Here is a 19947-nt window from a genome sequence, read left to right as displayed (position 1 = left end):
GATGTGCGGCGAACCGGGCTGCCGGCATAATGAGACGGCGGTGAAGGCCGGGCGATCCCGCAACTGGGGCGGCGCCTTTGCCAAAACGCCGGGGCGGCTTCTGGGTGTCGGTTTCATCCGGCTTTATCAGCTTACGCTTTCCGGCTTCATCGGAAACTCCTGCCGCCACATCCCCACCTGTTCCGAATATGGTTATGAGGCCATTGCCCGTCACGGGCTTTGGGCGGGGGGATGGATGACGCTGTTTCGCGTCGCGCGCTGCGGGCCGGGCGGCACCAGCGGGCTTGACCCGGTGCCGGAAACGCTCGGCGGCAACAGGCGCTGGTGGGCGCCCTGGCGTTACTGGAAGCTGCGCCGATGACCTATGTGGCTCTGCTGCACAGTATCGTGCTTGGTGCGGGCAGGCGGCTCCTCATGGCCGATCTGCGTGAAATGGCGCAGGAGCTCGGTTTAGGTGACTGCAGAACGCTGGTCGCGACTGGAAATCTTGTCTTTCACGCGCAGGCTGCCCCTGTTCGCGATATCGAGGACAGGCTTGAACGCGCCTTCGAGAAACGGTTCGGCAAACACGTGGATATTCTCGTTCGTTCAGCCCCTGACTGGCTGAGACTGACCGCCGAGAACCCGTTTACTGACGGTCATCCACCGGACGTCTGCGTGCGGGTGATGCGCGAACCACTCGGCAGCGACATCCTTGGGTTTCTGGAGAAATATCGCCGGGATGAAAAGATCACCCTTGTCGGCGGCGACCTCTGGATCGATTTTGGCGGCAAGCCAAGCGAAAGCCGGCTTCTATCGGTATTGACCACCAGGAGGCTTGGGGTAGGGACGACCCGCAACGCCAATACCGTCAACGGACTCGCTGAAATGCTCCGGTGAAATGCCGTTCACCTTTGACTGGAACGGCAAAATTCTTTATCAGCCTGCCTGCCCATTACTAGTCGGGCGATTATTATTCCAACACCACCCGCATTCGTTGGCGGGACTGGACAGGAGAGTTAGACAATGTCTGAAGCTGTTTCCCTTACATTTCCCGATGGATCCGTGCGCAGTTACCCCGCCGGTACGACCGGCCGCGAGGTCGCCGAATCCATTTCCAAATCGCTTGCCAAGAAGGCTGTCGCCATTGCGCTTGACGGCACCGTGCGCGATTTGTCCGAGACCATCACCGATGGCAAAATCGAGATCGTCACGCGTGAAGACGGGCGTGCGCTGGAGCTCATCCGCCACGATGCCGCCCACGTCATGGCTGAAGCCGTGCAGGAACTGTGGCCCGGCACGCAGGTGACGATCGGCCCTGTGATCGAGAACGGCTTTTATTACGACTTCGCCAAGAACGAACCTTTCACGCCGGAAGATCTGCCGAAGATCGAAAAGCGCATGAAGGAAATCATTCTGCGCAACAAGCCGTTTACCCGCGAGGTCTGGTCGCGCGAGAAGGCCAAGGAAGTGTTCGCCGCCAAGGGCGAGAACTACAAGGTCGAGCTGGTCGACGCCATTCCGGCAGGTCAGGACCTGAAGATCTATTACCAGGGCGACTGGTTCGATCTCTGCCGTGGCCCGCATATGGCCTCCACGGGGCAGATCGGCACGGCCTTCAAGCTGATGAAGGTGGCCGGCGCCTATTGGCGCGGTGACAGCAACAATGCGATGCTGTCACGCATCTACGGCACGGCCTGGGCGACGCAGGAAGAGCTGGACAATTATCTGCATGTGCTGGCGGAAGCCGAAAAGCGCGATCACCGCCGCCTCGGCCGCGAAATGGACCTGTTCCATTTCCAGGAAGAAGGCCCGGGCGTCGTGTTCTGGCACGGCAAGGGCTGGCGGATGTTCCAGACGCTGACGGCCTATATGCGCCGCCGGCTTGCCAATACCTATCAGGAAGTCAATGCACCGCAGGTGCTGGACAAGTCGCTGTGGGAAACCTCCGGTCACTGGGGCTGGTATCAGGAAAACATGTTCGCGGTGAAATCCGCCCATGCCTTCACCCATCCCGATGACGAGGAAGCCGATCAGCGCGTCTTCGCACTGAAGCCGATGAACTGCCCGGGTCACGTACAGATCTTCAAGCATGGCTTGAAGTCTTACCGCGAAATGCCCGTCCGTCTTGCGGAATTCGGCACCGTGCATCGTTATGAGGCTTCCGGGGCTCTGCATGGCCTGATGCGCGTTCGCGGCTTCACGCAGGACGATGCGCATGTCTTCTGCACCGAAGAGCAGATGGCGGCGGAATGCCTGCGCATCAACGACCTCATCCTCTCCGTCTATGAGGATTTCGGTTTCAGCGAAGTCGTCGTCAAGCTCTCCACGCGTCCTGAAAAGCGCGTCGGTTCCGACGATCTCTGGGACCGTGCCGAAAGCGTGATGATGGATGTTCTGAAGACCATCGAGGAGCAGTCCGAAGGTCGCATCAAGACCGGCATCCTGCCGGGCGAGGGCGCGTTCTACGGGCCGAAGTTCGAATATACGCTGAAGGACGCCATCGGCCGTGAATGGCAATGCGGCACGACGCAGGTGGACTTCAACCTGCCGGAACGTTTCGGCGCCTTCTATATCGACCAGAACTCCGAAAAGACGCAGCCGGTGATGATCCATCGCGCCATCTGCGGTTCCATGGAGCGCTTCCTCGGCATTCTCATCGAGAACTTCGCCGGCCATATGCCGCTGTGGTTTGCGCCGCTTCAGGTCGTGGTCGCGACGATTACCTCTGATGCCGATGATTACGGCCGTGAGGTTGCCGAAGCGCTGCGCGAGGCCGGCATGGCGGTCGAGACCGATTTCCGCAACGAGAAGATCAACTACAAGATCCGCGAGCATTCGGTGACCAAGGTTCCGGTCATCATCGTCTGCGGCCGCAAGGAAGCGGAAGAGCGCACCGTCAACATCCGCCGTCTCGGTTCGCAGAACCAGACGCCGATGTCGCTGGAAGATGCGATTACGAGCCTTGTGGACGAAGCGACGCCGCCGGATGTGAAGCGCAAGCTTGCGGCGAAGAAGCAGGTTGCCTGATAATACTTACGGCCCCTTCGGGGGCCGTTTTGTTTGTGGGGATGTGCTGGCAGAAGGCGGGGCATCCGCACTCCGTCACCCCGGACTAGATCCGGGGTCCAGTGCGATCAAGTCCTTGATCGCGAAAGACTCGTTTCTCACGGCGCAGACGCGCCGTGGCTGGATGCCGGATCAAGTCCGGCATGACGGAGGAGAGGTTTTTGGGGCATACCGCTGGCCTCGCGATTAGTTCAATCGAACCTACTCGAAATCCCCGGTCATATCTTCCGGCGCCTGATCCTTCATCAGCACTTCCACATCCGAATCCCGTCCCGACGTAACCTTGAAGTTGCGCTGGAAGACCTTGTCCTTGTTGCGGGCGATGGCGGTATATTCGCCTTCCGCCAGCACCATGGTCGAAAAGGCGCTGACGCTTTCGTTGACCACGTCGCCGCCGCCGTTCAGCACCGACCAGGCCGTATCGGCAATGGCCTCGCCGCCTTCTTCGGAGACGAGCTTGAGGGTGATCTGGGCGGCCTGATGCTGGAGCGTTGCTTCCGTCAGCTTGCCGGCTTCCACCTGGATATCGGCGCGCACCACCGCATTGACGTTGCCATATTCGGAAACCACGTGATAGGTGCCGGCATTGACGCGGACGATGGTGTTGGGCTTGATATCGGCCATGACGAGGCCGCGCTCGCCATCCGGCCGGGCATCCGACGAATAGACGGAAAATTTCAGCTGGGTGCCGGCGATCTGCTTGTCGGACCCTGCGACCGCGTTCAGCACAAAGCCGCCGGCATCGAGAATAAGCACCTGCTTTTGAACGTTGCCCGAACTTGGCACATTGAGCTTCTTTGTGACCCCGGCGCGGCCGAAGGCGACGTTGACGAAATATTCGCCGGGTATCAGATGAAATTCAGCCGAGCCGCCCTCGGAGCTTGCCAGCATCGGCAATTTGCCGTCAGCGCCGGGAATGGGGCTGAAAACGCGCCAGGAGAGGCCTTCCTTCACCGCTTCGCCTTCGCTCGTCAGCTTGGCTTCCATGGCGATATCGCGGGCGGTGCTTGTCGGGGCATTGGGCGCAGTCGGGGCGGTAAAAGCATTGAGTTTCGGCATTTTCGGTGTGCCGCCAAGCTGCTTGAAGTCCTTGAAAGCGTCCTGCGAAAAAGCCGATTGTGATAAAACGCCGACCGCGGCCAACGCAATGGCCAGACGTGTCGCGAATTTGGCCACGAATTTGATTGCCGACATTTTTGGATACCGATTGACTTCTAGAATTTCCCGGACCACTTCAAAACCAATGCCGTGGCTATTTCAAGGCCCATAATTTCGCGATGACAGCAGAATGGAAGATTTTTGATCATGACAAGCGATATCAAGCTCCTCGACTATCTCAAGATTCGCCGCTCCACGCCCGCTTTGCAGCTTGCCGAGCCGGGGCCGGCGAAAGCGGAAATCGAGGAAATCCTGCGTCTTGCCGTACGCGTGCCCGATCACGGCAAGCTCGCGCCCTGGCGTTTCGTCGTTTACCGCGGTGAAGATCGCGTACGTCTTGGCGAGGCCGCGCTCCGGATCGCACTGGAGAAGAACCCGGAGCTGGATCTCCAGCAGCAGGATGTGGAGCGCACCCGCTTCACCCGCGCGCCTGTCGTCATCGCCGTCATCAGCACCGCCAAGCCGCATTTTAAAATTCCGGAATGGGAACAGGTCATGTCCGCCGGCGCTGTTTGCCTCAATCTCATCTTTTCGGCCAATGCCAATGGTTATGCGGCGAACTGGCTGACGGAGTGGCTTGCTTTCGACGCGGCATTCCTGTCCGAGCTGGGCGTTGCCGCAGACGAGAAGGTGGCGGGCTATATCCACATCGGCTCGACGACATTCCCGCTGGTGGAGCGGCCAAGGCCGGAGCTCGCGGATGTGGTCACCTGGGTTGGGGACGTCTGATGTTCTACACCACCGACACCAACCAGCACGGTCTCCCGCACGATCCATTCAAGGCCATCGTCGCGCCGCGACCGATCGGCTGGATCGGTTCGAAGGGCAGGGACGGCTCTCTCAACCTCTCGCCCTATTCCTTCTTCAACGCGATTTCGGATAGGCCGAAGCTCGTCATGTTCTCTTCCAGCGGCAGGAAGGACAGCCTGCGCAATGTGGAGGAGACCGGCGTCTTTACCGCCAACCTCGTCAGCCGCCACTTGATCGATCGGATGAATGCCTCTTCCGCACCGGTTGCCTATGATGTTGACGAGTTTGCCCTTGCGGGTCTGACGGCTGTTGAAGGCCGGGTCGTTGATGCGCCTTTCGTTGGGGAGGCGCTGGCCGTTCTGGAATGCCGGGTGACCCAGATACAGCAGCTCACGGACATCGACGGCAAGCCGGCGGATTCCTGGATGGTGATCGGACAGGTCATGGCGATCCATATCGACGATGCGATCATTCGCGACGGGCGCATCGATATGGGGCTCGCGCGCCCCGTGGCGCGCATGGGCTATATGGATTATTGCGACGGTGGCAGCGATGTATTCCAGCTGCAGCGCCCTTCTACTGCGCCTTAAATATAGTTCTTCGCCGGCAACGGTTAAATTTTATGGTGAACCAAACGTAAACCATTTGCGCCTAGAGTTTTATACATGGTGGCGGCGATGATGCCGTCATCCATTGTGTGAATGTGTTTCGAGGCTCAGGTGATCGTACAGGCATTTCTTCGCTGGTCTGAAAAGGCTGGATCGACCGAGCGGGCGAAAGCCGCCAATGCTCTCGGCCGCGCCTATCTGCAGTCCGACATGGTGCGGGAAAACCGCGATGCCGCCTATATGGCGATGACCTATCTTCTCGACGATCCGTCGCCGCGTGTCAGGCTGGCGCTTGCCGAGGCGCTGGCGGATGCTCCAGAGGCGCCGCGCGCCATTCTCGTTTCGCTTGCCGAAGACCAGCCGGAAATCGCCTGCACCGTGATTGCCCGCTCGCCCGTACTCACCGAGGCCGATCTGGTCGATCTTGCCGGGCGCGGCGAAAGCCTCACCCGTGCCCTCATCGCCGCAAGGCCGGGCCTGCCGCGCGGGGTCTGCGCGGCGCTCGCCGAAGTCGGCGACCTCTCTGAAACGCTTGTGCTTCTCGAGAATGACGATGCTTTCATCACGCCATTTTCCTTGCGGCGCATTGCCGAGCGGCATGGCTGCGATGCCGACATCCGCGCTCTCCTGCTTTGCCGCGAGGCGTTGCCGGCCGATGCACGCCACCTGTTAATGGGACGCGTCAGCGAGGCTCTGGCGGGTTCGGCGCTGGTGCATGCCCTGATCGCGCAAAACCGCGCCGACAGCATCTTTCGCGAGGCGGAGGATTCCGCCACCATCCTTATTGCCGGCAACGTTCCTTCGCCCGAATTGCCGGCACTGGTGGAGCATCTGCGGCAGCGGCTGGAACTGACGCCGGCGCTTCTCATTCATGCCGTCTGTTCAGGCAGGCTGGAATTCTTCACGGCGGCGATGGTCAATCTCTCGGGCCTCGACGACCGCAAAGTGCGCGCCATTCTGGCGACGGGACGGCCGCATGCGCTGAAGGCGCTGTTCAAATCCGTTGGCCTTCTTGGTGATGCCATCGATGTCTTCACGGAAGCGACGCTGATGTGGCGCCGCGCCGCACGTTCGCATCTTTCAGAGGCAGCAGCCTCCGTCTCGGCCGAACTGCTTGCGCATTTCCGCCATGTCGATGGTTCCGAAACGCTTTTTGAGCTGCTGCACGCCGTGCGCAAGCTTGCCATTGCCGAAGAACGACAGAAGGCGCGGCACTATGCGGAAGCGCTGACCGTGGAAGCGGCCTGAGGGCTGGGGAATTTCGGCGATCGCCACCTGCACTGGACGTTGCGATGTTTCGGGATTGGTTTGGCGCCCCTCATGCCTGTGCCTGTCACAGGAACCCAGCCCGACGCGTGTCTACGCGGCGAGAGGTGTCTTTTCAGCCCAAGGACTTGGGCTGGCTCGATTCCTGTGGCAGGCACAGGAATGAGGGGAGGTCATTTTCCTTATTTCTCGAACCGCTTGGCAATCCACGAATAGCTGTTTTCAACAATCCGTACCGGCGTGCCGAGAAGGTGCTTTATACCTTCTGTGGAGGGCAGGATACGGCTGACGCGGCTGATCGCCTGTCGGGTCAGGCTCTCTTCTTCCTTCTGCGTCACCTGTTCGCTGGCCGGCGGCTGGGTCTGCGCCTGTGCTGCGGCGGCCGGAGGCTGGGTGCCAGGGGTGTTGCCCGCCGTCTGGGGCGTCTGCTCGCCCGGCGTCTGGCACACGGCCACCACGACCGGATAGGACGCATTGGCGTAGCGTTCCAGTTCCTTCTCGGAAACCGCGTCGCAGAGTTCGATGCTCGTCCAACGCTGCTGCGATGTGGCGATGTAATGGCAATCGGTGGCGCTGTCGTCGCAGCCTAGAAAGGTCATGAGAACGAGGGCTGTTTTCATGGTGTGTGTTGCCTCTGTCGGGAGTAATGCTCTAGAAACTCATCTATCCGGATTGCAGTGACATTACGACGAAATACGCATTTTATAGAGAAGGCAGGCATCGCAATGACTCCCGAAATCAAGCTTGAATCCCCCCGGCAGGAGGCGGTTCTGCGTCTCATCGATTTGTCCAATGCCTATATGGCATCGCTTTATCCCGCCGAAAGCAATCATCTGGTCGATATCGGTCAGCTGGAAAAGGACAATGTCTCCTTCTTTGTCGTGCGGCATGACGGCCGCGTCGTCGGCTGCGGCGCGCTGGTGGAGGCGGGCGATGGCACGGCGGAGATCAAGCGCATGTTCGTTGACCCCGAAGCAAGGGGACTGCGGATCGGCAAGCTGATCATGGATACGCTTGTTGCGCGTGGCTTGGAGCTTGGCCTTGCCGCCATCCGGCTCGAAACCGGCATCAGCCAGCCGGAAGCGATCGGCCTTTACCGCAAGGCGGGGTTTGTGGAGATCGAAGCCTTCGCACCCTACAAGCCTGATCCGCTAAGCCTGTTCATGGAAAAGGCGCTTTAAGCCTGCTGCGGGCGTTTGCCGGCAAGCCGTGCTGCACACTCGACGTCATCCTCGGTCTTGTGCCGAGGATCCAACCAGGTAGCGTGAAATCAATCGGTCGCAGATGCTCGGGACAGGCCCGAGCATGACGGAGGCGGGGTTCAGGGATTTTTCCCCAGCTGAGCCGCGTTAGAGCAAGCCCTTCACTGCAGGCATCAGCAATCAGAAAGCGGCTTTCCGAAATGCCGTCGTTTCCTCGCTATCGTCTTCAAGCGTGGCGACCTCATCAACGGGATCGTCCTGCGTGGGCGGTGAGGGCGGAAGCTCGGCGCTTGCGGTGCCGGAGAGTTCCACTTCGCGCACCCATTCGCGCCAGATTGCGACCAGAAGCGCCATCAGCACCGGGCCGATGAAGAGGCCGAGGAAGCCCATGGTCTTGACGCCGCCGACGAGGCCGAAAAAGGTCGGCAGGAAGGGCAGCTTGATCGGGCCGCCGACGAGTTTCGGGCGGATGGTCTTGTCGACGATGAAAAGCTCGACCGAGCCCCAGACGAACAGCGCCAGCCCGTAAGCGGGGGAGCCGCTGGCAACGAGATAGATCGACACCAGCGTAAAGGAGAGCGGCGCGCCGCCCGGAATGAGGGCCATGACGCCTGTGAGAACACCGAGCGTAACGGGTGAGGGCACGCCGGCGATCCAGTAGGCGATGCCGAGAATGATGCCTTCACCGATGGCGATCAGCGTCATGCCCGTAACGGTGGAGCTGATGGTGGCGGGCACGACGCGGGAGATGCGTTCCCACCGTGTCGGCAGGATGCGTTCGCCCACAAGGTCGACCTGGCGGGTGAAGCCGGCGCCGTTGCGATAGACGAAGAACAGCGCGATCAGCATGAACAGCAGCGTCAGCACGAGGTGGAAAGCGCCGTTGCCGGCGGCAAGGATCGCCCGGTAGATATTGCCGATATTGGCGCCGCTGACGAGCTGGATGACTTCGCCGATGGCGCCCGGCGTGCCGATATATTTCACCCATTGCTCGCCGAACCAGGGGCCGACGCCGGGAAGTGCGGCGATCCAGTCCGGTACGGGAGCGCCCGTCTTGTTGACATGAACAGCCCAGCCAAACCATTCGCGAATTTCGCTGGCCGTGTAGGAGGCGGCGATGAAAATCGGCACGACGAGGAAGGCGAGAATGAGGATGATGGCGATGGTTGCGCCAAGTGTGGTGTTGCCGCCCACCTGCCGCAAGAGCCGTGTATAGACCGGCCAGCTGGCAAAGCCGATGACGAGGGCGGCGAGAACGGGGACGAGAAAGCCGTGGAAGAAATAAATACCGGCAAGGGCGACGAGAACGAGCAGCCAGCGCGCAGCCGAGATGGGCGGGATCAGGGCGATCCGCGTCGGGCTGGCGGGACCAAGCCATCTCGGTTCGCCACTGGGCTTACGGCTGTCAATATTACTCACGGCAGGCTCTTTCTCGCATTCTCCCCGAAGGGTGCATTCACTCTGTCACACCGATACATATAAGTGCAATATAATCGGATCACATTACCGTTGTGTGTTTATTGCCTAGCCTATTGAACGATTTTGGTAAAAATAGAACATCGGTCTTGGCTCGCGCATTGAAATATGACAATTGAACTCCGTTTTTCTTGCGGCGTAAGGTTGCCGCGTCCGATCTCCAGGTCATGCCATGCTCCGCCGTTTCTTTTCTTATTACCGTCCCTATCGCGGTCTGTTCATTCTCGATTTTTCCTGCGCGGTTCTGTCGGGCGTGCTCGAACTCGGCTTTCCCATGGCGGTGAAGGCCTTTGTCGACGTGCTTCTGCCGGGCGGTGAATGGGCCATCATCCTTGCGGCGTCGGTGGGTCTTCTCGTCATTTACGTGCTGAATACCGGGCTGATGGCGACCGTCACCTATTGGGGACATATGCTCGGCATCAATATCGAGACCGACATGCGGCGTCTGGCCTTCGATCATCTGCAGAAGCTTTCCTTCCGTTATTTCGACAATCAGAAGACCGGCCATCTTGTCGGGCGGCTGACGAAGGATCTGGAGGAGATCGGCGAGGTAGCCCATCACGGCCCCGAGGATCTGTTCATCGCCATCATGACCTTCATCGGTGCTTTCCTTTTGATGCTGTCGGTCAATGTCCAGCTGGCGTTCATCACTGCCGCCGTCGTACCCGTCACAGCCTGGGTGACCAGCCGCTACGGTGGCCGCATGACGCAGAATTTTCGCGCGCTTTACGGTCGTGTCGGCGACTTCAACGCCCGTATCGAGGAAAATGTCGGCGGCATGCGGGTGGTGCAGGCCTTCGCCAATGAGGACCACGAGCGCGCGCTGTTCGAGAAGGACAACCAGAAATACCGCCGCACCAAGCTAGACGCCTACAAGATCATGGCTGCCAGCACCTCGCTCAGCTATATGAGCATGCGCCTGACGCAGATGATCGTGATGATCTGCGGCGCCTGGTTCGTGCTGACGGGCAGCCTGACCGAAGGCGGCTTTGTTGGCTTCCTACTGCTGGTAGGCGTATTTTTCCGGCCGGTGGAAAAGATCAATTCGGTCATCGAGACCTATCCCAAGGGCATTGCCGGTTTCCGCCGCTTCACCGAGCTGCTGGATACGGCGCCTGATATCGTTGATGCGCCGGATGCGGTGGAAGCGCCGCCGCTGCGCGGCGATATTGAATATCGCCATGTCGGTTTCGGTTATGCCGAGGGCAAGACGGTTCTTACCAATATCGACCTGAAGATCAGCGCCGGCGAGACGGTGGCCTTCGTTGGCCCTTCAGGAGCTGGCAAGACGACGCTCTGTTCGCTTCTGCCGCGCTTTTACGACGTCACCAGCGGCGCTATCACCATTGACGGCGTCGATATCCGCAGGATGAAGCTTACGTCGCTGCGTAACCAGATCGGCATCGTGCAGCAGGATGTCTTCCTGTTCGGCGGCACGATTCGCGAGAATATCGAATATGGCCGGCTCGGTGCATCGGACGAGGAAATCATGGATGCGGCACGGCGCGCGCGTCTCGATGGCGTCATCGAGGCGATGCCGCTCGGGCTTGACACAGTTATCGGCGAGCGCGGCGTCAAGCTGTCGGGCGGCCAGAAACAGCGTCTTGCCATTGCCCGCATGTTCCTCAAGAACCCGCCGATCCTCATTCTCGATGAGGCGACGTCGGCGCTCGATACCGAGACCGAACGGGCCATCCAGCAATCGCTGACGGAGCTTGCCAAAGGCCGCACCACGCTCGTCATCGCCCACCGGCTGGCGACGATCCGCGATGCCTCGCGCATCGTGGTGGTGGACCAGACAGGCATTGCCGAAACCGGCGCCCATGCCGAGCTTCTGGCCGCCAAGGGCCATTACAGCCGCCTGCATGAGGCGCAGTTCAGCGCGCATCTTGCAGGCCTGAGCTGATGGGCGGCGCATTCTGCGCCGCCGCTTAAACGCCGTTTTCGGCTGCCTGTTCCTCGGCGATGCCGGGGTTGGGCTCCGGCTTGCCGGGATGGCTGGTGACGAGATACCCCATGGCGACGGCGCCAGCGACGATGAACAGCAGAACGATGCCGCTGATCGTCATCAGCCAGTCGCGTGGCCTTCGATGCGCCATGATATATTTCGGCCATCGGCTCGGATGGTTCACCACGCTGAATTTATTGCCGTATCGCATGAACTTCCCCGGACTATCGTTGCTTCGTGAAAGATCAACGCAGCCACGCAAGCGGCTGTTCCGCAATGACGGGGCAGGGGCGATGACAAGGCTGTGAGGATCGGCCTCGCCACCTTCACGCAACTTCGCAGCGGACGCTGCCTCAGGCGGACTGGATGGCGATGCGATTTCCCTCGCTGTCGGAGATTTCGGCGACGAAGAGATTCTCGTTGACCGGCGTTTTCGGAAACAGGATTTCGCTGCCGTGCTGAACGGCTCTGGCAAGAACATAATCGATATTCCGGACGCCAAGATAGATAATCGCCCCGTCTTTCGTCGGAACATAGGTCTCGCCCTCGGCGAGCGCGCCGCTCGCTCCGTCCTTTCCCTCCTCGAAGGGGAAATAGGCCATCCGGTTATCATGGATCGTGACGATCTCTTCGAAGCTCACATCAAAAACGGCGGTGTAGAAACGCATTGCCCTTTCAAGATCAAGGACCGGAATTTCGACGTGGGCAATCAGGTTCACTTCGCTGTTCCTTCTGAAATATTGCCGGAAATGTATCGACCGTCTGTGTACACGGAACGACATCCCGGCTGTCAATCGCCAAACGAAATTGTCCTCCATGCGGTGGCAAAAACCCACCGCTCCGGGCGCATTTAGTGCCACTGATGTCCTGCGGCGCTGCCGGAGCAGGGGCTTCCCGTGCCGGGATAACCGCCGGCAAAATGACCGACAATCTCCCGCATCGAAAAGAGGTCAAAAAGCCCGCTTGCCAGTCAATCCCGTTTATGCGAATGATTTGCAATTGCATTAATAAAATTCCATTTGAAAGTTCGCAAGATGGACAAGCCTGTCTTTGGATGGCGGCGGAATGGCGACGACCTTTCGCTCTCCGACGTTCACAGCACGATCAGGGTCAAGCCGAATGCCGGCACGTTTCGCCGGGCCATGGCCTTTTTCGGACCCGGATATCTCGTCGCGGTTGGTTATATGGATCCCGGAAACTGGGCGACCTCGCTCGCCGGCGGTTCCAGATTCGGCTACACGCTGCTGACCGTTGCGCTGGTGTCGAACATCATGGCCATTGTCCTGCAATCGCTCTGCGCGCGTCTGGCGATTGCTTCCGGGCGCGATCTCGCCCAGGCCTGCCGCGATGCCTATCCGAAACCGGTGGCGATGGTGCTGTGGCTGCTGGCCGAAATCGCCATCATCGCAACCGATATCGCCGAGGTCATCGGCACGGCGATCGGCCTCAACCTGATCTTCGGCATTCCGCTTGAGCTTGGTGTCCTCATCACCGCGCTTGATGTATTTCTCATCCTTTATCTGCAAAGGCTTGGCTTCCGCTGGGTGGAGGCGCTGGTCATCACGCTGCTTGGCGTCATCGCCGTGTGTTTCGCCATTCAGGTGGCGCTCGCCGATCCCGACTGGGGGCAGGTGATCCTCGGTTTTGCACCGACGACTGATATCGTCACCAATCCGGACATGCTTTATCTGGCGCTCGGCATTCTGGGTGCGACGGTGATGCCGCATAATCTCTACCTGCATTCGGGCATCATCCAGACCCGCGCTATCGGCGAGACGCTGCCTGAAAAGCGTGAGGCGCTCAAATTCGCCACGCTCGATTCCACCATCGCCCTGATGTTCGCGCTGCTCATCAACGCCTCGATCCTCATTCTGGCGGCCGCAACTTTCAATAAAACCGGGCAGACGAATGTCTCGGAACTGGGGGAGGCGCATAATCTGCTCGCGCCGCTGCTCGGCCTTGCCATTGCGCCGACGCTGTTCGGCGTGGCGCTCCTGTGCTGCGGCATCAACTCCACCGTCACGGCAACGCTTGCGGGCCAGATCGTGATGGAGGGGTTCCTGAAGATGCAACTCGCCCCCTGGCTGCGCCGCCTCATCACCCGCGCCATCGCCATCATCCCGGCCGCCGGTGTGACCATCTTCTATGGCGATAGCGGCACGGCCGAACTGCTGATCCTGACGCAGGTGGTGCTTAGCCTGCAACTCTCCTTCGCGGTCTTTCCGCTCGTCATGTTCACCGCCGACCGGACGAAGATGGGCGAGCTGCGCTCACCGCTCTGGCTTTCGGCCTTTGCCTGGCTGATCGCGGTGGTGATTGCGGCGTTGAATGTGAAGCTGCTGGTGGATTTTATGGGATGAGGGGAGGTCAGGCCGCGCCTTTACGGAGCGCGGCCGCTGTGCCTTCCGGATCGACGGCAATGACCTTTAGATAAGCGCGGGCCGGTTGATCCGGCTCGCTTCGGCCCTGTTCCCAGTCGCGCAGTGTGCCGAGCGGAATATGATACCGCGCAGAAAACTCCTCCTGCGTCAGCTTCAGAGCCCTGCGGATGATCTTGATGCGCGGCATTCTGGGAGCTGCGGCGAGCTGTTCGGCGGAAAGCGGTATATTATCAGGGTCGGCCAGCGCATTGGCCTCCGCTTCTTCGTCGGTCATGGCGTGAAGACGGGCCCAGTCGGTTTGATCGGTTTTACCAGCCATTGTCGTCATATTCCTTGCGCTCTGCGCGTGTCGCCTTTCGTGCGGAGATGATGCGGATCACTTCGCTTCGTTCGGTATAGATCACGGTCAGAACCAATCCGTTGCCCAAACCTACTATACGCCGTCGGACTTCACCGTAATTCGCTGAACGATCCTCGATATCCACGGCAAGTGGATCGTCAAAAACCCTGCGGGCGGTTTCAAAACTGACGCTATGTTTGGCGAGATTGGCTGACGCCTTTTGCGCATTCCATTCGAAATGTAACATTCTAAACTACGGGTTTCCAGTAGTTGCAATAAATAAAACATCAAAACAATAAGGGCTCTTCCATATCTGAAAGAGCCCTCAAGACTAATCATTTTTTGGTGCCTAAGCTAAAACTTAGCTGCAACCGCTCGTCGCACCGCAAGTATCGCACTTCTCGCAAGTGCCGTTCCGCACCATCGTGAAGTTCTGGCATTCCGAGCACATGTTGCCCGTGTAGCCCTGTGCAATGGAGCGCATGCGGCGTTCGTTTTCCACCTTCTTGGCTTCCGCCTTGGCCGATGCCGCGTCGGCGGCGGCCTTGTCGGAGAAGAGGGCGGTGGCGGTCTGGTTGGCTTCCTGGGCCACGTCGTCGATTACCTCTTCGGCAATCTCTTCCGCCAGCTCCTTGGCGCGCTCTTCATAGTCCCGCTTGAAGGAGACGATTTCGGAGGTTGCGATGGCGACCGTCGGTTCCAGCTTGCGGGCGGCGGAGCCGGCGAAGGAGGTCACGTTGGCCGAGGCGCGGGCGGGGGCTGCCGTTGCCGAGCCCTTGGGTTCGGAAGCGGAGCGTTCGCCTTCGTTGCTGGAAACCAGCGTCGGCTTGTAACCGCGTGTCCAGCCGGTGGAAAGCAGGTTGGTCTTGCCTTCCTGGATGCCCTTGCCGAGTGCGGTATTGGAGAAGTCAGACGTATCGACATGGGCGAGGTCGTGACGGCCGAGATAGGAGACGGCGAGTTCACGGAACACGTAGTCGAGGATCGACGTGGCGTTCTTGATCGCGTCGTTGCCCTGCACCATGCCGGCCGGTTCGAACTTAGTGAAGGTGAAGGCCTCCACATATTCTTCCAGCGGCACGCCATATTGCAGGCCGAGCGAAATGGCGATGGCGAAGTTGTTCATCATCGCACGGAAGGCGGCACCTTCCTTGTGCATGTCGATGAAGATTTCGCCGATGCGGCCGTCGCCGAATTCGCCGGTGCGCAGATAGACCTTGTGACCGCCGACCGTTGCCTTCTGGGTGTAGCCCTGACGGCGGTTCGGCAGCTTTTCACGCTCGCGCGATACCCGCTCGATGACGCGTTCGACGATCTTTTCGGTGATCGTCACGGCCTGCTGGGCGAGCGGCTGCTGGACCAGTTCTTCGACCAGATCCTCTTCATCATCGTCTTCCACCAGCGAAGCGTTGAGCGGCTGGGAAAGCTTGGAACCATCGCGGTAAAGGGCGTTGGCCTTCAGCGCCAGCTTCCAGGAGAGCATGTAGGCTGCGCCGCAATCTTCCACCGTCGCGTCATTCGGCATGTTGATCGTCTTGGAGATCGCACCCGAGATGAAGGGCTGTGCCGCCGCCATCATGCGGATATGCGACTCGACCGAGAGATAACGCTTGCCGATCTTGCCGCAGGGGTTGGCGCAATCGAACACCGGCAGGTGTTCGTTCTTCAGGAACGGTGCGCCTTCCAGCGTCATCGCGCCGCAGACGTGCACGTTCGCCGCTTCGATGTCCTTCTTGCCGAAGCCGAGATGCTCCAAGAGGTTGAAGCTGATGTCGGAGAGCTGCTCGTCGGTGACCTTCAGGGTGCCCTTGAGGAAATCGGCGCCGAGCGTCCACTGGTTGAAGACGAACTTGATGTCGAAGGCGCTCTTCAGCGCGGCGTTGACGGCTTCGATCTTCTCATCGGTGAAGCCCTTGGCCTTCAGCGTCGAGGGGTTGATGCCGGGCGCCTGGTTGAGATTGCCATGGCCGACGGCATAGGCCTCGATCTCGGCGATCTGGCTTTCGGAATAACCGAGCGAACGCAGCGCATCCGGAACCGCGCGGTTGATGATCTTGAAATAACCGCCGCCGGCGAGCTTCTTGAACTTCACCAGCGCGAAGTCGGGCTCGATGCCGGTCGTGTCGCAATCCATCACGAGGCCGATCGTGCCGGTCGGCGCGATAACCGTGGTCTGGGCGTTGCGGTAGCCGTTCTTTTCGCCGAGTTCCAGCGCCTTGTCCCAAGCGGCAGTGGCGTGGGCGATGAGGTCCTGATCCGTGCAATCGGCATGGATGAGGGCAACCGGGTTCACCGACAGGCCTTCATAACCATCGGAGAGGCCATGAGCGGCGCGGCGGTGGTTGCGGATGACGCGCAGCATGTTGTCGCGGTTCGGTGCAAAGCCCGGGAAGGGGCCAAGCTCGCCGGCCATTTCAGCCGAGGTGGCATAGGAAACGCCCGTCATGATCGCGGTCAGCGCACCGGCAATGGCGCGGCCTTCGTCGCTGTCATAGGGAATGCCGGAGGACATCAAGAGGCCGCCAATATTGGCGTAACCGAGGCCGAGCGTGCGGTATTCGTAGGAGCGTTCGGCAATCTGGCGCGAGGGGAACTGCGCCATCATGACGGAGACTTCGAGCACGACAGTCCACAGGCGCACGGCATGTTCGTAATCGGCGATGTCGATGCGCTTCGTCGCCTGATCCTTGAACTGAAGCAGGTTCAGCGAGGCAAGGTTGCAGGCCGTGTCATCGAGGAACATATATTCCGAGCACGGGTTGGAGGCGCGGATCGGGCCTTCGGCCGGCGAGGTGTGCCAGTCGTTCATGGTGGTGTTGAAGTGCAGGCCCGGATCGGCCGATGCCCAGGCGGCGTGGGAAATCTTTTCCCAGAGATCGCGCGCCTTCAGCGTCTTCATGACCTTGCCGTCCTTGCGGGCGGTGAGGTTCCAGTCGCCGTCATTTTCGACAGCGCGCAGGAAGTCGTCCTTCAGCGAGACGGAGTTGTTGGAGTTCTGGCCCGACACCGTGAGATAGGCTTCGGAATCCCAATCCGTGTCATAGGTCTTGAACTGGATGTCCTTGTAACCCTGTTCGGCGAACTGGATGACGCGCTTGACGTAGTTTTCCGGCACCATGTCCTTCTTGGCAGCGCGGATTTCGCGCTTCAGGGCAGGGTTCTTGGCCGGGTCGAAGCAGTCACCATTGTCAGCCTCGCAGTTGACGCAGGCCTTCATGATCGCCTTGAGGTGCTTGGCGACGATCTTGGAGCCGGTGACGAGAGCGGCAACCTTCTGCTCCTCGTTCACCTTCCAGTCGATATAGGCTTCGATATCCGGGTGGTCAGCATCAACAACGACCATCTTCGCTGCACGGCGGGTGGTGCCGCCGGACTTGATGGCGCCGGCTGCGCGGTCGCCGATCTTGAGGAAGCTCATCAGGCCGGAGGACTTGCCGCCGCCCGAAAGCTTTTCGCCTTCGCCACGCAGGTAGGAGAAGTTGGAGCCGGTGCCGGAGCCGTATTTGAACAGGCGCGCTTCACGCACCCACAGGTCCATGATGCCGCCTTCATTGACCAGATCGTCTTCGACGGACTGGATGAAGCAGGCATGCGGCTGCGGATGTTCGTAAGCGGATTTGGACTTGGTCAGCTTGCCGGTGAAGGGGTCGACATAGAAGTGGCCCTGGCCGGGGCCGTCAATGCCATAGGCCCAGTGCAGGCCGGTGTTGAACCATTGCGGGCTGTTGGGGGCGACGCGCTGGGTGGCGAGCATGTAGGCAAGCTCGTCGCGGAAGGCGAGTGCATCTTCCTCGGAAGAGAAATATTTGCCCTTCCAGCCCCAATAGGCCCAGGTGCCGGCCAGACGGTCGAAAACCTGACGCGCATCGGTCTCGGAGCCGTAACGCTCGGATTCGGGCAGCTCTTTCAGGGCTTTCTCATCGGCAACCGAACGCCACAGGAAGGAAGGAACATCGTTTTCCTCGACCTTCTTCAGCACCTTCGGCACGCCGGCCTTGCGGAAATATTTCTGCGCCAGAACATCCGTGGCGACCTGCGAAAACTGCGCGGGAACGTCGATATCCGCCAGACGGAACACGATGGATCCATCCGGGTTCTTGATTTCACTGACGGCCTTGCGGAATTCGATTTCCGCGTAAGACGATTGGCCGGGCTTCGTGAAGCGGCGTTCAATGCGCATGGTTTCCTGTCCTCGTCCATTGGGCGCCCGGTGAAGGGCGCAAAAATCCAGTCCAGCCGTGCGAACTATGCGCGCAGCCGGTTGTTGCCGTTCTGTAAGGGATGTTCATCCTTGGATGTGATCCCTGTATCTCGTGGCTTATTCGGCTGCAAGCATCGTGTGGAATACTAAATATAGTATCAACAGCTTCCTGCCGCCAGTCCCCGCGTCATGTTTTTGGCGGTACTCGAAAGCACGCGGAATCCACCGGCGAACCGCCCCCTGATGGCCGGGACGCCCCGTTAAGGACTTGCGAGCTGAGATTGAGAGGAACCGGCCTCGTTACTTTCCGGTCCGTTGCCGCCGCAACATAACTGTCACTTTCCTCCCGTGGCATAGATTCGTCAAGCCATAGATTGAAACCGTTTTTTAACCACAAGATATTGTGTGAACAGCCTGTGGAAAACGGGGAAAGCAAAAGCGTTCAAAAAAATCAGTGACTTGGCGAGAGAATTTGAAGCTTGCGCGAGGCTGGTTTCCGCAGCGGAATGCGAAAACCGCACATTTCCGGGGTGAGGCATAAAGGCGACACTGCGGTTTTTCCGTGTTTTTCTGTCGTCGTCAAAAAGGCCGTTTCACACAAAAAAGCCGCCCCGGCAGGACGGCGAAAGAGTGGATATTGCTGAGGCAAGTTTTGCGCGGTTGGTGCATCCGCACTCCGTCACCCCGGACTTGATCCGGGGTCCAGCGCGATCAAGTCCGTGATCGCGAGAGACTCTTCTCACGGCGCAGACGCGCCGTGGCTGGATTCCGGCTCAAGGCCGGATGACGGATGAGAAATGGGTTCCTCTGTGGGCAATCAGCCGCGCGATCCCTTGGCGATCGGCTCCTGATAGGTGAAGCCCATGTCCCAGGGAAAATAAATCCAGGTGTCCTGGCTGACTTCGGTCACAAAAGTGTCGATGGTCGGCACGCCCTTCGGCTTGGCGTAAACACAGGCGAAATGCGCCTTCGGCAACATTTCGCGTACTTCCAATGCCGTCTTGCCGGTATCGGTCAGATCGTCGACGACGAGCACGCCTTCGCCGCTATCCGTCATCAGTTCCGGCGCCACGCCCTTCAGAAGAACCGTGTCGCCCTGATTGACGTAATCATGGCGGGTGGCGATGCAGACCGTATCGATCATGCGGATGTTCAGTTCGCGGGAAATGATCGCCGCCGGCACGAGGCCGCCGCGGGTGATACAGACGATTGCCCGGAACTCTTTGTCGAGACCGGCAAGACGCCAGGCAAGCGCGCGGGCGTCGCGGTGGAACTGATCCCAGGATACGGGAAAGGCTTTATCGGGAAGGGACATGTCGTCTACCATCTGGTCAAAATTGTCGATGGCTTTGGCTAATAGCCGCAAGACCTGCAAAAAGGCAAGCTTTCCGCGCAGGGAGCATTGTGTTGACTGCAAGATCGCAGCTTGTTTCTTCTCCCCGCCGGGGAGAAGGTGGCCCGAAGGTTCGGATGAGGGGGAAACGTTGCCGGATTTCGGAGAGCTTGCCCCTCATCCCGCTGCCGCGACCTTCTCCCCGGCGGGGAGAAGAAACACGCGGAAGGCGCTCG

The 19947-nt window shown here is 59.8% G+C and carries 18 protein-coding genes; 9 read left to right on the top strand and 9 right to left on the bottom strand.

The genetic code is table 11. The features are described 5' to 3' along the window. The first annotated feature begins 1 nt into the window (after nt 1). The 3 genes from yidD to thrS all read left to right on the top strand — a co-directional run bounded on the left by yidD (nt 2) and on the right by thrS (nt 3009). A complete protein-coding gene (gene yidD, locus JZY08_RS07650; protein WP_080834697.1) occupies nt 2-361 on the top strand; it encodes a membrane protein insertion efficiency factor YidD in 360 nt (119 codons plus the stop codon). Beyond that, entirely contained in the window at nt 358-879 is a 522-nt protein-coding gene (locus JZY08_RS07645; protein WP_216331468.1) for a DUF1697 domain-containing protein, read from the top strand. Before yidD ends, JZY08_RS07645 begins: the two co-directional genes overlap by 4 nt. 126 nt (nt 880-1005) lie before the next feature. After that, entirely contained in the window at nt 1006-3009 is a 2004-nt protein-coding gene (gene thrS, locus JZY08_RS07640) for a threonine--tRNA ligase (RefSeq protein WP_035223022.1), read from the top strand. A gap of 240 nt (nt 3010-3249) precedes the next feature. On the opposite strand, the gene JZY08_RS07635 is transcribed toward thrS, so the two are convergent. Further along, nucleotides 3250-4242: a hypothetical protein gene (locus JZY08_RS07635; protein WP_216331467.1), complete on the bottom strand. Its 993-nt coding sequence runs from the start codon at nt 4240-4242 to the stop codon at nt 3250-3252. Between the two features lie 111 nt (nt 4243-4353). Between JZY08_RS07635 and JZY08_RS07630 the strand changes: the two genes are divergently transcribed. The 3 genes from JZY08_RS07630 (at nt 4354) to JZY08_RS07620 (ending at nt 6812) form a co-directional block, all read left to right on the top strand. Next, on the top strand, nt 4354-4935 hold the full coding sequence (locus JZY08_RS07630; RefSeq protein WP_216331466.1) for a nitroreductase: 582 nt from the start codon (nt 4354-4356) through the stop codon (nt 4933-4935). Next, entirely contained in the window at nt 4935-5546 is a 612-nt protein-coding gene (locus JZY08_RS07625) for a flavin reductase family protein (RefSeq protein ID WP_216331465.1), read from the top strand. The genes JZY08_RS07630 and JZY08_RS07625 overlap by 1 nt, the downstream gene beginning before the upstream one ends. 111 nt (nt 5547-5657) lie before the next feature. Next, entirely contained in the window at nt 5658-6812 is a 1155-nt protein-coding gene (locus tag JZY08_RS07620; protein WP_216331464.1) for a DUF2336 domain-containing protein, read from the top strand. Between the two features lie 200 nt (nt 6813-7012). On the opposite strand, the gene JZY08_RS07615 is transcribed toward JZY08_RS07620, so the two are convergent. Next, on the bottom strand, nt 7013-7450 hold the full coding sequence (locus JZY08_RS07615; protein WP_216331463.1) for a hypothetical protein: 438 nt from the start codon (nt 7448-7450) through the stop codon (nt 7013-7015). 105 nt (nt 7451-7555) lie between these two features. Here JZY08_RS07615 and JZY08_RS07610 point away from each other — a divergent pair, with 105 nt between their 5' ends. Then, the gene (locus JZY08_RS07610; RefSeq protein ID WP_216331462.1) at nt 7556-8011 is read left to right on the top strand and encodes a GNAT family N-acetyltransferase; all 456 of its coding nucleotides are present in this window, start codon (nt 7556-7558) and stop codon (nt 8009-8011) included. A 201-nt stretch (nt 8012-8212) separates the two neighbouring features. Here JZY08_RS07610 and JZY08_RS07605 read toward each other — a convergent pair whose 3' ends face one another. Further along, on the bottom strand, nt 8213-9451 hold the full coding sequence (locus tag JZY08_RS07605; RefSeq protein ID WP_216331461.1) for an AI-2E family transporter: 1239 nt from the start codon (nt 9449-9451) through the stop codon (nt 8213-8215). 229 nt (nt 9452-9680) lie between these two features. Between JZY08_RS07605 and JZY08_RS07600 the strand changes: the two genes are divergently transcribed. Further along, nucleotides 9681-11414: an ABC transporter ATP-binding protein gene (locus JZY08_RS07600; RefSeq protein WP_216331460.1), complete on the top strand. Its 1734-nt coding sequence runs from the start codon at nt 9681-9683 to the stop codon at nt 11412-11414. Between the two features lie 25 nt (nt 11415-11439). Here the strand turns inward: JZY08_RS07600 and JZY08_RS07595 are convergent, their stop codons facing one another. Both JZY08_RS07595 and JZY08_RS07590 read right to left on the bottom strand, forming a co-directional pair. Further along, the gene (locus tag JZY08_RS07595) at nt 11440-11667 is read right to left on the bottom strand and encodes a hypothetical protein (protein ID WP_082184370.1); all 228 of its coding nucleotides are present in this window, start codon (nt 11665-11667) and stop codon (nt 11440-11442) included. A 142-nt stretch (nt 11668-11809) separates the two neighbouring features. Further along, nucleotides 11810-12175, bottom strand: coding sequence for a VOC family protein (locus JZY08_RS07590; RefSeq protein ID WP_216331459.1), 366 nt, complete (start codon nt 12173-12175; stop codon nt 11810-11812). Nucleotides 12176-12490: 315 nt separating this feature from the next. On the opposite strand from JZY08_RS07590, the gene JZY08_RS07585 reads away from it, so the two are divergent. Continuing rightward, complete coding sequence (locus JZY08_RS07585; protein WP_216331458.1) at nt 12491-13816, top strand: Nramp family divalent metal transporter; 1326 nt, start codon at nt 12491-12493, stop codon at nt 13814-13816. 7 nt (nt 13817-13823) lie between these two features. Here JZY08_RS07585 and JZY08_RS07580 read toward each other — a convergent pair whose 3' ends face one another. From JZY08_RS07580 to gpt, 4 genes are all read right to left on the bottom strand, one after another. Then, nucleotides 13824-14156: a helix-turn-helix domain-containing protein gene (locus JZY08_RS07580; protein WP_164056030.1), complete on the bottom strand. Its 333-nt coding sequence runs from the start codon at nt 14154-14156 to the stop codon at nt 13824-13826. Continuing rightward, on the bottom strand, nt 14146-14424 hold the full coding sequence (locus tag JZY08_RS07575; RefSeq protein ID WP_216331457.1) for a BrnT family toxin: 279 nt from the start codon (nt 14422-14424) through the stop codon (nt 14146-14148). The genes JZY08_RS07580 and JZY08_RS07575 overlap by 11 nt, the downstream gene beginning before the upstream one ends. A 114-nt stretch (nt 14425-14538) precedes the next feature. Beyond that, a complete protein-coding gene (locus JZY08_RS07570; protein ID WP_216331456.1) occupies nt 14539-18357 on the bottom strand; it encodes a vitamin B12-dependent ribonucleotide reductase in 3819 nt (1272 codons plus the stop codon). An 838-nt stretch (nt 18358-19195) separates the two neighbouring features. Continuing rightward, nucleotides 19196-19693, bottom strand: coding sequence for a xanthine phosphoribosyltransferase (gene gpt / locus JZY08_RS07565; protein WP_035223425.1), 498 nt, complete (start codon nt 19691-19693; stop codon nt 19196-19198). Nucleotides 19694-19947: the final 254 nt, after the last annotated feature.

Source organism: Rhizobium sp. X9, from assembly GCF_018873185.1.
Lineage (GTDB): Bacteria > Pseudomonadota > Alphaproteobacteria > Rhizobiales > Rhizobiaceae > Agrobacterium > Agrobacterium oryzihabitans.
Note: the sequence above shows the minus strand (reverse complement) of the source record. Positions and strands in the feature narration are given on the sequence as shown.

Excerpts from the sequence above, each read along its gene's own strand:
- yidD (WP_080834697.1), top strand. The coding sequence starts at position 2 with ATGTGCGGCGAACCGGGCTGCCGGCATAATGAGACGGCGGTGAAGGCC.
- JZY08_RS07570 (WP_216331456.1), bottom strand. The coding sequence starts at position 18,357 with ATGCGCATTGAACGCCGCTTCACGAAGCCCGGCCAATCGTCTTACGCG.
- JZY08_RS07645 (WP_216331468.1), top strand. The coding sequence starts at position 358 with ATGACCTATGTGGCTCTGCTGCACAGTATCGTGCTTGGTGCGGGCAGG.
- JZY08_RS07580 (WP_164056030.1), bottom strand. The coding sequence starts at position 14,156 with ATGGCTGGTAAAACCGATCAAACCGACTGGGCCCGTCTTCACGCCATG.
- JZY08_RS07610 (WP_216331462.1), top strand. The coding sequence starts at position 7,556 with ATGACTCCCGAAATCAAGCTTGAATCCCCCCGGCAGGAGGCGGTTCTG.
- JZY08_RS07600 (WP_216331460.1), top strand. The coding sequence starts at position 9,681 with ATGCTCCGCCGTTTCTTTTCTTATTACCGTCCCTATCGCGGTCTGTTC.
- JZY08_RS07635 (WP_216331467.1), bottom strand. The coding sequence starts at position 4,242 with ATGTCGGCAATCAAATTCGTGGCCAAATTCGCGACACGTCTGGCCATT.
- JZY08_RS07620 (WP_216331464.1), top strand. The coding sequence starts at position 5,658 with ATGTGTTTCGAGGCTCAGGTGATCGTACAGGCATTTCTTCGCTGGTCT.
- JZY08_RS07630 (WP_216331466.1), top strand. The coding sequence starts at position 4,354 with ATGACAAGCGATATCAAGCTCCTCGACTATCTCAAGATTCGCCGCTCC.
- JZY08_RS07595 (WP_082184370.1), bottom strand. The coding sequence starts at position 11,667 with ATGCGATACGGCAATAAATTCAGCGTGGTGAACCATCCGAGCCGATGG.
- JZY08_RS07585 (WP_216331458.1), top strand. The coding sequence starts at position 12,491 with ATGGACAAGCCTGTCTTTGGATGGCGGCGGAATGGCGACGACCTTTCG.
- JZY08_RS07615 (WP_216331463.1), bottom strand. The coding sequence starts at position 7,450 with ATGAAAACAGCCCTCGTTCTCATGACCTTTCTAGGCTGCGACGACAGC.
- JZY08_RS07575 (WP_216331457.1), bottom strand. The coding sequence starts at position 14,424 with ATGTTACATTTCGAATGGAATGCGCAAAAGGCGTCAGCCAATCTCGCC.
- gpt (WP_035223425.1), bottom strand. The coding sequence starts at position 19,693 with ATGTCCCTTCCCGATAAAGCCTTTCCCGTATCCTGGGATCAGTTCCAC.
- thrS (WP_035223022.1), top strand. The coding sequence starts at position 1,006 with ATGTCTGAAGCTGTTTCCCTTACATTTCCCGATGGATCCGTGCGCAGT.
- JZY08_RS07625 (WP_216331465.1), top strand. The coding sequence starts at position 4,935 with ATGTTCTACACCACCGACACCAACCAGCACGGTCTCCCGCACGATCCA.